This is a genomic window from uncultured Dialister sp. (genome assembly GCF_937959425.1).
In the GTDB taxonomy this organism is placed as follows: Bacteria; Bacillota; Negativicutes; order Veillonellales; family Dialisteraceae; genus Dialister.
This window is the reverse complement of record NZ_CALGPS010000221.1, coordinates 1-12,939: the sequence shown is the minus strand read 5'-3', so window position 1 is coordinate 12,939 and position 12,939 is coordinate 1. Positions and strand designations below refer to the sequence as shown.

General features: G+C 51.4%; 10 protein-coding genes. All 10 read left to right on the top strand.

From position 1 onward, the window contains the following. Positions 1 to 556: 556 nt before the first annotated feature. Positions 557 to 4,093, top strand: a complete 3,537-nt coding sequence (gene smc, locus Q0482_RS09360) for a chromosome segregation protein SMC (RefSeq protein ID WP_299145735.1) — start codon at positions 557 to 559, stop codon at positions 4,091 to 4,093. Between the two features lie 1,008 nt (positions 4,094 to 5,101). After that, positions 5,102 to 6,112: a uroporphyrinogen decarboxylase family protein gene (locus tag Q0482_RS09355; protein ID WP_299145734.1), complete on the top strand. Its 1,011-nt coding sequence runs from the start codon at positions 5,102 to 5,104 to the stop codon at positions 6,110 to 6,112. A gap of 11 nt (positions 6,113 to 6,123) precedes the next feature. Beyond that, complete coding sequence (locus Q0482_RS09350; protein WP_299145732.1) at positions 6,124 to 7,002, top strand: transporter substrate-binding domain-containing protein; 879 nt, start codon at positions 6,124 to 6,126, stop codon at positions 7,000 to 7,002. Between the two features lie 111 nt (positions 7,003 to 7,113). Then, on the top strand, positions 7,114 to 7,818 hold the full coding sequence (locus Q0482_RS09345) for an amino acid ABC transporter permease (protein WP_299145731.1): 705 nt from the start codon (positions 7,114 to 7,116) through the stop codon (positions 7,816 to 7,818). A 10-nt stretch (positions 7,819 to 7,828) separates the two neighbouring features. Continuing rightward, complete coding sequence (locus Q0482_RS09340) at positions 7,829 to 8,545, top strand: amino acid ABC transporter permease (protein WP_299145729.1); 717 nt, start codon at positions 7,829 to 7,831, stop codon at positions 8,543 to 8,545. A gap of 2 nt (positions 8,546 to 8,547) precedes the next feature. Then, positions 8,548 to 9,363 (top strand): amino acid ABC transporter ATP-binding protein, encoded by an 816-nt coding sequence (locus tag Q0482_RS09335; RefSeq protein WP_299145728.1) that lies wholly within the window; start codon positions 8,548 to 8,550, stop codon positions 9,361 to 9,363. A gap of 10 nt (positions 9,364 to 9,373) precedes the next feature. Further along, on the top strand, positions 9,374 to 10,111 hold the full coding sequence (fabG, locus tag Q0482_RS09330) for a 3-oxoacyl-ACP reductase FabG (protein WP_299145726.1): 738 nt from the start codon (positions 9,374 to 9,376) through the stop codon (positions 10,109 to 10,111). 60 nt (positions 10,112 to 10,171) lie between these two features. After that, on the top strand, positions 10,172 to 11,188 hold the full coding sequence (locus tag Q0482_RS09325; RefSeq protein WP_299145724.1) for an alpha/beta fold hydrolase: 1,017 nt from the start codon (positions 10,172 to 10,174) through the stop codon (positions 11,186 to 11,188). 458 nt (positions 11,189 to 11,646) lie between these two features. Next, positions 11,647 to 11,835 carry a hypothetical protein gene (locus tag Q0482_RS09320; protein ID WP_299145722.1) on the top strand — a complete coding sequence of 63 codons (189 nt, stop codon included), beginning with the start codon at positions 11,647 to 11,649 and terminating at the stop codon, positions 11,833 to 11,835. An 86-nt stretch (positions 11,836 to 11,921) separates the two neighbouring features. After that, on the top strand, positions 11,922 to 12,785 hold the full coding sequence (locus tag Q0482_RS09315; RefSeq protein WP_299145720.1) for a transporter substrate-binding domain-containing protein: 864 nt from the start codon (positions 11,922 to 11,924) through the stop codon (positions 12,783 to 12,785). The last annotated feature ends 154 nt before the right edge of the window (positions 12,786 to 12,939 follow it).

Below are 12,939 nucleotides of genomic sequence, written 5' to 3'. Positions count from 1 at the left end.
GAAACTATTTGCGCATGGTTTCCTATTCAGCATGACGCAATGGCTTTTCATAGCGACAGGAAACTGTTTGCGAATAGTTTCCTACCCGGAAAGACACAATGGCTTTTCATAGCGACAGGAAACTATTTGCGCATGGTTTCCTATTCAGCATGACGCAATGGCTTTTCATAGCGGCAGGAAACTGTTTGCGAAAAGTTTCCTATTCGGCGTGACACCATGGCAGTTCACAGCGGCAGGAACCTATTCGCGAATGGTTTCTTATCCGATGTGACACAAAGGCGGTTCAGCACAATAGGAAACTATTCGCTAAAAGTTTTTTATTCGGTATGACACAATGGCTGCTCATCTCAATAGGAAACTTTATGCGCAAAGTTTCCTATTCGGCATGACACAAAGGCTGCTCATCTCAATAGGAAACTTTATGTGCATAGTTTCCTGTCAGGCGTGACGCAATGGCTTTTCATAGAGACAGGAAACGATTCTCACCCTGCAGATTTCCCCCATTTCCTGTATAATAAGGAGCGATAGCATTGAAAAATGAGAACAAGGAGATACCATGAAATTACTGCGTTTGACACTGCAGGGGTTCAAGTCCTTTGCAGATAAGACCACCATAGAATTTGCGGATGGCATGACTGTCATCGTCGGGCCCAACGGCTGCGGGAAGAGCAATATTTCCGATGCGGTGCGCTGGGTGCTGGGGGAGCAGAATGTGAGGAACCTTCGGGGACAGAAGGCGGAGGATATTATTTTTTCCGGCTCTGAGTCCAGACAGGCGAAGAACGGGGCGGAAGTGCAGCTGGTGCTGGATAATTCGGCCCATGAGCTTCCCCTGGATACTACGGAAGTATCCATTTCCAGAAGGCTTCTTCGCAACGGGGACAGTGATTTCAAAATCAATAAGCGCACCTGCCGGCTGAAGGATATTCAGGAGCTTCTGGCCAATACGGGCCTTGGAAAAGGGTCTCTTGCCATCATCGGACAGAACCGGGTGGACCAGGTGCTTACGGCCCGGCCCGATGAGCGGCGGCTCATTTTTGAGGATGTGGCAGGCATCAGTCTGTACCGCATGAGGAAGAATGAGGGGCTCCGCAAGCTGGAGAAGACGGCGGAAAATATGGACAGGGTGCAGGACATGGTGGCCCTTCTGGATGAACAGCTCGTTCCTTTGAAGGAAGGGGCGGAAAAGGCAAAGATTTACAAGGAGCTCATGAAGAAGAAGGCAGCGGTGAACGCATCCATGTCGGTGCTGAAGCTGACTTCCATCGGCCGTATGCTGTCCCGTTACGAGACGGAGTATAGAAATCTGGAAGAGGAAGATGTGAAATGGGAAACCGCCCTTTCTTCCTTTGCAGCGGAGAGGGAAAAGCTGGAAAAGCAGGCCCTTGATTTCCAGGAGGGACTGAGAAATCTGGGACAGAAAACAGCAGAGGCCCAGAAGGAAATGGAAGATCTCCGCGGCGATTTCCGGGTGAAGGAAGAAGCACTCCACCATGCGGAGGAGAAGAAGGGAGAACTGGCTGCGGAAGAAGAGGATCAGCAGGAAGCGGAACAGGAACTGGCTGAGGAAATCCGAAGCGGCGAAGAAGAGTACCGGGGCTTTGTGGAAGATTTCCGCCAGTGGGACGAAAAACGGAAAGCAGCGGAAGGAGAAAAGGCGGAACTGGAGAAGGCTCTTTCCCTTTCTGAATCTGCCTATGCGGAAAAGCTGGCAGTCAACCGGCAGAAAATCGCGGAGAAAGAGAGGCTGGAGCAGGAGCTGTCCCATGAAAGGGAAAACAGGGAGCGCCTGCAGAAGGAAAGGGAGGAAGCCCTTTCTTCCCTGCAGGAGAAGAAAGCTCTTCTGGAAAAGATGACGGAAGAATCGCAGGTCATGAAGAAGAAGGAAGAAAAGTCCAAAGCCCGGCTTTCGGAACTGGAAGAGCAGGGAAAGAAGGACAGCCTTCTTTTGAAGCAGAAGGAAGACCGTCGTTTCTCCATGATGAATGAAAAAGGGAAACGGGAGTCCGCCCTTTCCGCCATCCGTTCCAGAAAGAGTTATTTGGAACGGGCGGAAAAGGAGTACTCCGACTTTTCCATGGCAGTGAAAAATATCATGGCCCACCGGGAACAGTTTGGAAATTCCATTCATGGACTTTTGGGGGAACTGATTGAAGTGCCAAAGGCCTACACCGCAGCGGCGGAAGTGGCTCTGGGAAGCCGGATTTCCTGTATCGTTACCGATACGACGGAAGCGGCAGGCCGTATTATCCACTGGCTGAAGGAAAGGCGCCTTGGCAGGGCCACCTTCTTCCCTCTGGAATCCATGCGTTCCTTCGGCTACGGCGGTCAGGAACAGGAGGCGGCCCGGGAGAAGGGCATCTGCGGCATTGCTTCTGAACTTTTCAGCTGCCAGCCGCAGTACCGGGAGCTTCTGAACTCCCTTCTGGGGAAGACCCTCATTGCAGAAACCCTGGATGATGCGCGGCAGGTGGCAAAGAAGTACCGCTACCGGCTCCGCATTGTGACCCTGGACGGCCAGGTGGTGAATGCCGGCGGCTCCATGACCGGCGGTTCCATGAGAAAGAAGGAAAATACCTTCTTTGGCAGGAAACAGGAAATCAGCACCCTTTCCCAGGAGGAAAAGGAAAAATCCGAGGAGCTCAGGAAATATGTGAAGGAACTGACAGCGGAAGGGGAAGCCTGTGATACCCTGGCCCGCCGGGTGATGGAAGAAAGGGAATCCTGGCAGGCATTGAAGGTGGAACTGGCATCCCTCACCGCCCAGCGGGAAGGTTTGGAGAACACCATAAAGGATCACAGCCTGGCGGCAGAGAAAGCGGAAGAAGAGGCAGGGCGGCGCCTTGCGGAAATGGAAGAAGAGGATGGAAAGCTCAAGGATATTTCCGAAAGGATCAAAGCCCTTGCAGACATTCCGGAAGCAGGGGAGGATGAGGAAAGCAGCAGGCTGAAAAAAGCACTGGAAGAAAAGAACCAGGAAATTCTTACCATTCATGTGTCCCTTACAAAGGCTCAGGAGTCCCTCACCTTCGGCAGGCGGATGAAGGAGGATCGGGAAAAGGCACTGGCAGAGCAGAAGGCGGACAGGGAAAAGCTGGAAAAGGATAAGGAAGAAAATGGAAAACTCCTACTGTCCCTGGCGTCGGAAATGGAAAAACTGAAAACCGATTTCCGGAAAGCAGAAGCCCTCTGGCAGTCCCACCGGCAGAACCAGTCCCGCATGCAGGATGATTCGGACAGCTTTGCCATGGAGCAGAAGAAGCTGGAAGAGTCCTGGCGCAAGACCCAGGAGCAGTCTGCCAAAGTGAAAAGGGACATGGCGGAACGGCAGGGGCGCATAGACAATTTCAAAGCCCAGGAAGCGGAAGAAATCAATCGTCTCCAGGAAAGCCACATGACCCTTCGGGAAGCGGAGGCCCTGCGGCTCCCCGGTTCCATGCAGGATATGAAAAAGGAAGAGGAAAGGCTGGCAGGAAAACTGACGGAACTTGGAGCTGTCAATCCCAATGGGGAAGAGGACTATGCCAAACAGCTGGAAAAGAGGAAGTTCTATGAGGTGCAGATCGAGGATCTGACCAAAGCCAGAAACGGGCTGGAAACGGTAATTCGGGACATTGATAAGACCATGACGGAGCAGTTCGGCCAAGCCTTTGAGAAAATCAATAAGGAATTCGGCCGCATTATGCAGCTCATGTTCCAGGGAGGAAAGGCAAGGCTGGAACTCACCGACGAGGCCCATCCCCTGGACGGCGGCGTGGAAATGTACCTCCAGCTGCCGGGGAAAAAGCGTCAGCCTCTGACCCTCATGTCCGGCGGCGAAAGGGCTCTTACTGTCATCGCCCTTCTCATTTCCTTCATGGCCTACCGTCCGGCGCCTTTCTGCTTTGTGGATGAAATCGATGCGGCCCTGGATGACGCCAATGTGGAAAGGTACAGCCGCATGATTGCGGACTACAAAAAGAAGACCCAGTTCATCGTCATTTCCCACAGAAAGAAAACCATGGAATTTGCCGATACCCTCCAGGGAGTCACCATGGCGGAAAAGGGCGTTTCTTCCCTCATTACCGTAAAAATGAAGGACTATGTGGAGTAGGGATAAGCAGGCTTGACAATAAATTTTCAAAAAATCTCTTGACAACTCTTTCAAGCCGTGTTAAAGTACTCACAACGAAACGATGAAGAAAAGAGTAGGCAGCCTGATGACGGCCAAGCGAGTCCGGAGAGTGAAAGCGGATACGGATAGGGTGCTGAAGTGCATTTCTGAGTTTGGCAGGTTGAAATGACAGTAGGCCTTCCCGGGAACTCCCGATACAGAGTCAGGGTTTGTTAGAACCTCTTAAGGTATACCTGGCGACAGGCATATGAAATTGGGTGGAAACACGAAGCGCAGCTCTCGTCCCTTATGGGACGGGAGCTTTTTGATTTCTATGAAGAAAGGATGAAAAGGAATGGGCAGACTGATTGCAAAGAAACTGAATGAACTGGAATGGGGTCTGGCAGGATGCCTCCTGTTCCTGGGCATCTCTTCTCCTGCATTCCATCAGTTTTATAAAAGGTAAGGTTACAGGCTGACAGGGATCGGAAAGACTTCGCCTTGGGAAAGGCAGAACGGGAACAGGTGCCCGATTCGCAGAAGTTTCATGACTCTGAGCAGAAGAATAGGAACGGGACTTTGAAAGAGCCCGTATCCGCCATGCGCCGGGGCGGAAAGCCCCGGCGGCATATTTCTAATGATACATTGATACCAAAAGGCAGGGAAGAAAAGAGTACCTTTCTAAAAACGGCCAAGCGAGTCCGGACAGTGAAAGCGGATACGGATAGGAAAGGGAAGTGCATTTCGGAGCCGGTGGCTGAAGGTCAGTAGGTCACATCGGGGACGCCCGTTACAGCGGAGGGCACTGACTGGTGCCTGCAGAAACCGGCCGTCGTATGGCTGGTGAAATTGGGTGGAAACGTAAGACCTCGTCCCTTTGGATGGGGTCTTTTTTATATACAGGAGGTTCAAGCCATGAATGGAAACCGCCGATGTTTAAGAACAGCTCATCTTACATACTTGAAAAAAACCGGAAACAAGAAACTTTCATAAAAAAGGAGTTACCACATGACAGAGAGCAGAAGAGATTTAATCGCAAAGGTTTTTAATAATGAAAAAGCAGACCGGGTGCCGGTGGGATTTTGGCACCACTTCCTGGGAGATGAAATCGGTTCAGACGCCTTCGCCCATCCGGAGCTGACGGACAAGGTGCTGGCAGGGCAGGCCGATTTCTACAAAGCCTTCCAGCCGGACCTCATTAAGATTATGACGGATGGTTATTTCAGCTATCCCATCGATGAACTGAAAAAGCCCCTTTCCTCTCCACTGGATTTGAAGGATATCAAACCGCTGGGCAGGGATTCGGACTGGTTCCGTTTCCAAATCGGCTATGCAAAGAAGCTGGTTTCCCTTTATGGAAAGGAAGTGCCCCTGTTCTACAATCTCTTCGCTGTGCCAAGAACCATTGAATTCATGCAGGCTGCCATTGGCCATCCGGTGGACATCGCTTCCTGGCTTCAGGAATATCCGGAAGAAACGGCCCATGTATTCGACGTGATTTCCAAAGACTACAAAGACCTGGCAAAGGCTCTCATCGAAGAAGGCGGCGTGGACGGGATTTACCTTTCCGTCAACAATATCAGCTATGACAAGCTTACCGAAGAGATTTATGAAAAACTGGTGGCGCCCTATGAAATCCGGATTCTGGAGGCGGCCAATGAAGCCGGCGGCAGCAATATCCTTCACATCTGCGGATACCACGGTTTCCACAATCACCTGGAATGGTACAAGGATTATCCCTTCCAGGCAGTGAACTGGGCGGTGAAAGTGGAAGGGGTTCCCCTGAAGGAAGGAAAGGAGCTCTTCCATGGAAAAGCGGTTATCGGCGGCTTCGGACAGACGGAAAAGGATGTGATTTACCGGGGCAGCCGGGAGGAAATCGAAAAAGAAACGAAAGCGATTCTGGATGAAGTGGGCACCACCGGTGTCATTCTGGGAGCTGACTGCACCATACCGCGGGATACCGATGTGAAACATCTGGCATGGGTTCGTGAAGCAGCAGATAAGTATACAAAATAAGGGAGAGGAACATGATGAAACTGAAAACTTTAATCAAGGCAGCATTAATTGCAGGAACTTTGGGAATCGCACTGACCGCAGCAGGCTGCGGCGGAAACAAGGGGGATACGGCCAAAGCCGGCGCATCCGGAAACGGTGGGAAGAAAATCGTTAAGGTAGCCCACACGCCCCATTATTTCCCCTATGACTTCGTAGATGATGACAACAAATCCGACGGCATGGAAGTGGCGGTGATGAAGGAAGTGGCTAAAAAGCTTCCGCAGTATGAGTTCCAGTTCGTACCGACCTCCGATGACGACCTTCTTATCGGCGTAGAATCAGGCAAGTACGACATCGGTACCAAAGGCGCCTGGAAGACACCGGCCAGAGAGAAGAAATATATTTTCACGAAAAATTACATCGCTGCCAGTGTCATCGGTGTGACCATCCGCAAAGAGGATGCAGATACCATTAAGAATCTGGATGACTTTGCTAAAGCTGGAAAGAAACTGGTACCCATTGCACCACAGAATGCCCAGTACCAGGTGATTGAAGATTACAACGCCGCCCATCCGGACCATCCGGTGAAGCTGGAAGCCTCCGAAAACTTCCAGGTAGCCGATGCCTACACCTGGGTGCTGGAAGGCAGATATGACGGCTACTTTGCCATCGAGCTGGCCTATAAGAAAAACGTGGAAGCTCCCGATGCGCCCTATAAGGATTTCAAGGATAAACTCAGCTATTTCCGCTACAAAGCTATCCCCACCTATCCGGTCATCAATAAAAATGATAAAGAACTGGCAGCGGACGTGGACAAAGCACTGGGCGAACTGAAACAGGAAGGCAAGCTGGCGGAACTGGAAAACAAGTACTTCGGCGAAGAAGTGAGCAAGCTGGTGGATGCGAAGTAAAGGGCGTCCTTATGATACAACCCTGCAGCCGCTTTCCCACTAGTCTACTAGCTCACTAGTACACTATTTCACTATTTCACTATTTCACCAATCAAACAGGAGGTGTTATCAATGCAGACCAGACCATTCAGTCCGGAAATGATTTTTACATCCATACCGGCTCTTCTTCCTTACCTGGCGGTAACGCTGGTGGTGGGGGTGACGAGCATTCTTACGGGATCCCTGCTGGGGATGCTTCTTGCCTGGGCCAAATTGTCAGGACACAGGGTGATCCGCATGGCGGCGGATGGGTATACCTACATCATCCGATGCACACCTTCTATTGTCCTTCTCTTCATTGTTTTCTACGGCCTGCCCAAGTTCATGGAATCGGAATTCGGCATAGATATGGACAATCTGTCCCGGGCGGTCTTCGTGATTATTACCTTTACCCTTCTTTTCGGAGCCTATGTGTCGGAAGTGTTCCGTTCCGCCTATGAGGCGGTGGACCGGGGTCAGTATGAGGCAGCAGTTACCATCGGCCTTTCGCCGCTGCAGGCCTTCTTCCGGGTCATGCTTCCCCAGGCGGCGGTGATCGCCCTTCCCAATTTCGGGAATTCCGTCATCAATCTGCTGAAGGAAAGTGCCCTGGCCTATACCATCGGCCTCATTGACCTGCTGGGACGGACCAATCTGATTATTGCCAAGAATTACGGCGCCTACGGTATTGAACTTTATGTGGCATGCCTCCTCATTTACTGGGGCCTCAGCATCATTATCGAGCAGGCCTTTCTCCGCATGGAGTCCTACCTGGGCCGCGGCCGTCTGAGGGCGTAAGGAGGAAATCATGGAACTGGACCTATCTTTTATGCAGCATGCGCTGCCCTTTCTTCTGAAAGCCCTGCCGGTGACCCTTTTCATTACGGCTCTGGTGCTTCTTCTGTCCCTGGCTCCCGCTTTTTTCATGGCGGAGAAGCGGATTGGCGCCAAAGGAATTGGGGAAAGGCTCATTACCCTTTACGTTTCTTTCATCCGCGGCACACCGCTGGTGCTGCAGATTCTCCTCATGTATACCCTTCTCCCCAGTCTTTTGAACTGGGCAGTGAGGGCCATGGGAAGTTCCTTTGATGTATTTCACGGTGTTAATCCTCTCTGGTATGCCATTATCGTGTTTACCCTGAATACCACCGCCCTTCTGTCGGAGGTGTTCCGGTCCGCCATTTTAAGCGTATCGGAAGGACAGATGGAAGCAGGTCTTACCATCGGTTTGTCCCGTTTCCAGACCTATTTGCAGGTCATCATTCCCCAGGCACTCACCTCGGCCCTTCCCAACATATGCAACCTTACGGTGAACCTCATCAAGGGTACGTCCCTTGCCTTCTTCATGGGGATTAAGGACATTATGGCAGCTGCCAAAATCCAGGCTTCCTTTGGCTATAACTATATAGAGGCTTACCTGGAAGTATTTATTCTGTATGTTATCGTCTGCACCGTGGTGCAGGTTCTCTACAAAATTTTTGAAAAACGCACCGGTCTCTATCGCACCGCAGGGCAGGAGGGATAAAAATGCTTGAAATATCTCATGTAAGAAAACATTTCGGAAAACAGGAAGTACTGAAAGATGTAACCCTGAAGGTAAACAAGGGGGATGTGATCGTTATTTTGGGCCCCTCCGGCTCCGGCAAAACGACTTTTCTTAGAAGCCTGACCTTCCTGGAAAAGGCGGATGAAGGAGAAATGGTATTCGGTGATAAGAAACTGGATCTTCACCGGGCCAAACAGAAGGAAATCAGCTGGGTGAGAAAGCACACGGCCTTTGTATTTCAAAACTACAATCTTTTCGCCAACAAGACGGCCCTTCAGAATGTGATGCTTGGCCTCACCGTAGGACGGGGCGTGCCGAAGGCGGAGGCGGAAGCCATTGCCAGAAGAGCGCTTATGGAAGTGGGGCTGGCGGACCGGGCGGACTACTATCCGTCCCAGCTTTCCGGCGGCCAGCAGCAGCGGGTAGGCATTGCCCGGGCCATGGCTGTAAAGCCGGATGTGATTTTCTTTGACGAACCTACCTCCGCCCTGGATCCGGAGCTGGTAGGCGGCGTTCTTTCCGTTATGAAAAAACTGGCGGCGGACGGAGTGACCATGGTGGTGGTGACCCATGAAATGAAATTTGCCAGAGAAGCGGCCACCCGGGTGGTGTTCATGGACGGCGGCGTTATTGTGGAAGAAGGAAGTCCGGAAGAAATCTTCACCCATCCCAAAGAAGCCAGAACCCGCCGGTTCCTGCACCGCATTCTGGACAGGGAACCGGGGATTGAGGAAGAAGCACCGGCGCCCATCCCGGCAGGCAGCTCTCTTTCCGGCGTTCTGCCCAATATGGCATAAAGGAGGACACATGAAACGATTTCAAAATAAAGTGAGCCTTATTACCGGAGGCAATCGGGGCATAGGAAGGGCCATTGCCCTCCGCCTGGCTTCCGAAGGAAGCAGTATCATCCTTTTTGGAAGAAATGAAAGGGATAATCAATCAGTGGAAAAGGAAATCACCGAAGCCTATGGCGTTCCTGTGAAAAGCTATGAAGTGGATATTTCATCAAAAGAATCGGTGGAAGAGGGTGTCAAGGCAGCCATTTCCCATTTCCGCCTTATTCACGTTCTTATCAATAACGCCGGCATCTGCCGCCTTTCCACGCCCTTTGCGGAAGTGAAGGATGATGAATGGGCCCAAACCCTGTCAGTCAATCTCTACGGTGTGATTTATGCCACAAGACTGGTAATTCCCTATCTGGAAAAGGAAGGCGGGACAATCATCAACATCGCATCCCTGGCCGGTGAAGTAGGCGGCATCGCCACCTCCGCCGACTATGTGGCCAGCAAGGCGGCGCTGCAGGGAATCACAAAATCCCTGGCAAGAGAGCTGGGGCCGAAACATATCAATGTAAATGCCATCGCACCGGGATTTGTCCGTACGCAGATGACCGAAAAGATGAGTATCAACCTGGACGCCATTCCCTTGAGACAGGTGGCGGAGCCGGAAGATATTGCCGCAGCTGCTGCCTTCCTCGCTTCCGACGATGCGCGCCTCATTACAGGTACCACGCTGGACGTGAATGGTGGGCTCTATATGAATTGAATCTACTGTAACGAAAACAGGAACTTAGGAGTTCCTGTTTTACGTTGAAAGGAAATCGGTATGAAACTATTTGGAAAACCGCTCATTATAGAAGAGCAGGGAAGCTTTGCCGCAGGCGGCAGGGTGATTCATGAAAAAGGAACCTACAGTGAAGACCATGCCCTGTCTCCGGAGGGGCAGGAAAAGCATGTGGACCATGGCTATGTGTTTTACCAGGTGCCGGCGGAGGCCAGAAAGAATGCACTCCTCTTCCTTCACGGCGCCGGACAGAGCGGCGCCTGCTTTGAAACCACGCCGGATGGAAGGGAAGGTTTCCAGACGCTTTTTCTCCGTAAAGGTTACAAGGTATATCTCATGGACCAGCCCAGAAGAGGGAGAGCCGGAAGCGGCGGGGTAGAGGGAAAGATAGCGCCCGCAGCAGATGAAGCGCTGTGGTTTGACATTTTCCGCTTCGGCCATTATCCCCGTTACTTTGAAAACGTGCAGATTCCCCGGGGCGAAGAAGCGGAAAACCAGTTCTGGCGGAAAGTGACGCCCAATACCGGTGCCTTTGATCCGGCGCTCACTGCCGACGCCCTTTCGGAAACGGTGAACCGGGCAGGAAATACGATCCTCATTACCCACTCCCAGGGCGGCTCCCCGGGATGGCTGGCGGCCATGAAGAATGATAAAATCAAAGGGATTATTGCCCTGGAGCCGGGGGTGGGATTTGTATTTCCCAAAGGAGAAGTACCGCCGCCCCTGTCATCATCCAGTCCTTTCGGCGCCCTGAAGGGTGTGGAAGTTTCTGCGGAGGACTTTGAGAAGCTCACCTCTATTCCCATCCTTATGATTTTTGGTGACCATATTCCCGAAAAGCCAAGTCCCCATGGCGGCGAAGACAACTGGCGGGTCCGTCTCAAGGAAGCCCGCCTCATGGCAGACGCCATCAACCGCCGCGGCGGAGATGCAAAAGTCCTACACCTGCCGGAAATCGGAATCTACGGCAATACCCATTTCCTTTTTGAAGACAAAAACAATGAGGACATAGCGGATATTATGGACCGGTGGATACAGGAAAAGGGACTGGGAGGGTAGAAGATAGACGATAGAAGATAGATGATAGAATGTCGGCTGTCCAATGCCTTCTAAGGAAGCGCTGATTAAATCGTTATCGGATTTCATTCTTGAATTTTTATTCAATGCAAGGAATAAGTCGACGCGAATAGCGAGCTATTTAAGGAGACTTATGACGAAGCATTGGATAAAAATTCATATGAAATTCGATTCTGCGAATTAATCAGTGCTTCCTTAACCGTCACCCCCTTGAGCGAAGCGAACACAACCCTTCTCCACAACCTGCGGCGCCAGCCGCGTCCCTTTTTAAACTGCGGCGGAGCCGCCACTACAACCCTCGGGCCAAAGGCCCGTCAAACTTAAGAACCCTCCGGCCGCAAGGCCGGTCAATCCTTAGAACCTTGTCAATACCCGCCCATGGCGGGACCTCTTGACAACAGCCTTTATCCATGATACTGTATTCATATCAATAGAAAACGATGAAGAAAAGAGTAGCCATACCGAAGACGGCCAAGCGAGTCCGGAGAGTGGGAGCGGATGCGGATAGGGTGGTGAAGTGCATTTCCGAGTTTGGCGGGCTGAACATGAGTAGGTCTTCCCGGGAGCTCCCGATACAGGGCAGGGGTTTGATGGAACTCTCAAAGGTATGTCCGGTGACGGATATATGAATTTAGGTGGAATCACGGGTCTCCCGTCCTGAAAAGGATGGGAGGCTTTTTGTTTTGTATGAAATTATCCTAAGGGGGAAATCGTTATGAAAAAATCTTTCAAAATCGCGTCAGTGGCATTGGCATCTCTTCTGGCAGCCGGTATTTTTGCAGGCTGCGGCGGTGACCAGAAAGCCGCTTCTTCCAAAGCGGCTGCAGCAGACGGTAAGACTTCCGTGAAGCTGGTTCTTTCCAGCACGGAGAGGCCTCTTTCCTGGGCTGATGAAAACGGCAAGCTTCAGGGCTATGAATACGATATCTGGCAGGAAGTAAACAAGAACCTGAAAGACTACCATCTGGACATCCAAGCCGTTCCGCCGGAAACCCAGGACGTAATGATGGAATCCGGCGATGCCAAAGTGGCCTCCGGCGGCTACTACCGCACACCCCGCCGTGAAAAAGACTACATCGTGCCGAAGACCCCCATCGGTGTTTCTTCCGTCATGGTTTATATGTCCAAGGAAAACGCCCAGAAATACCATAGCCTGGAAGATGTAATCAAGGGCGGCGGCAAGCTGGTGCCCAATACGCCTAACGGAGGCATTTACAAGGTACTCACTGACTGGAATGCAGCCCATGACAACATCATGAAGGAAGTTCCCATCCAGGATGGTCTGACTCCGGCAGAACGGATTACCTCTCTTAAGAACGGACAGTATGATGCCCTCGTTTATCCGAATAACCTGGGCGTAGAAGACATTGCCAAAGCCATGAATTTTGAAATCGTGGCTCTGGATAAGCCCATCAAGGTCAACGAGACCGTGGTTATCGTGAATAAGAATGAACAGAAACTGGCTGATGAAATCGAAGCAGCCCTGGAAAAACTGTCCAAGGATGGCACACTGCAGAAGATTTCCGAAAAATGGTATCACAGGAACCTCTTCGACCAGCTGAAGGATGCAGGAAAATAAAACTTTCCAATATATATGTAAAATAAAAGAGGCAGTGAAAAATGATTGGCATTTTTCACTGCCTCTTTTATATACATTAAATATTCACGGAAATTTGCCAAATGACGACAGCGCTGCCCGACTCCACCGTCATCTCGAGGGGGGCTGCATGCCG

Excerpts from the sequence above, each read along its gene's own strand:
- Q0482_RS09350 (WP_299145732.1), top strand. The coding sequence starts at position 6,124 with ATGATGAAACTGAAAACTTTAATCAAGGCAGCATTAATTGCAGGAACT.
- Q0482_RS09320 (WP_299145722.1), top strand. The coding sequence starts at position 11,647 with ATGAAGAAAAGAGTAGCCATACCGAAGACGGCCAAGCGAGTCCGGAGA.
- Q0482_RS09325 (WP_299145724.1), top strand. The coding sequence starts at position 10,172 with ATGAAACTATTTGGAAAACCGCTCATTATAGAAGAGCAGGGAAGCTTT.
- Q0482_RS09315 (WP_299145720.1), top strand. The coding sequence starts at position 11,922 with ATGAAAAAATCTTTCAAAATCGCGTCAGTGGCATTGGCATCTCTTCTG.
- Q0482_RS09335 (WP_299145728.1), top strand. The coding sequence starts at position 8,548 with ATGCTTGAAATATCTCATGTAAGAAAACATTTCGGAAAACAGGAAGTA.
- smc (WP_299145735.1), top strand. The coding sequence starts at position 557 with ATGAAATTACTGCGTTTGACACTGCAGGGGTTCAAGTCCTTTGCAGAT.
- Q0482_RS09355 (WP_299145734.1), top strand. The coding sequence starts at position 5,102 with ATGACAGAGAGCAGAAGAGATTTAATCGCAAAGGTTTTTAATAATGAA.
- Q0482_RS09340 (WP_299145729.1), top strand. The coding sequence starts at position 7,829 with ATGGAACTGGACCTATCTTTTATGCAGCATGCGCTGCCCTTTCTTCTG.
- fabG (WP_299145726.1), top strand. The coding sequence starts at position 9,374 with ATGAAACGATTTCAAAATAAAGTGAGCCTTATTACCGGAGGCAATCGG.
- Q0482_RS09345 (WP_299145731.1), top strand. The coding sequence starts at position 7,114 with ATGCAGACCAGACCATTCAGTCCGGAAATGATTTTTACATCCATACCG.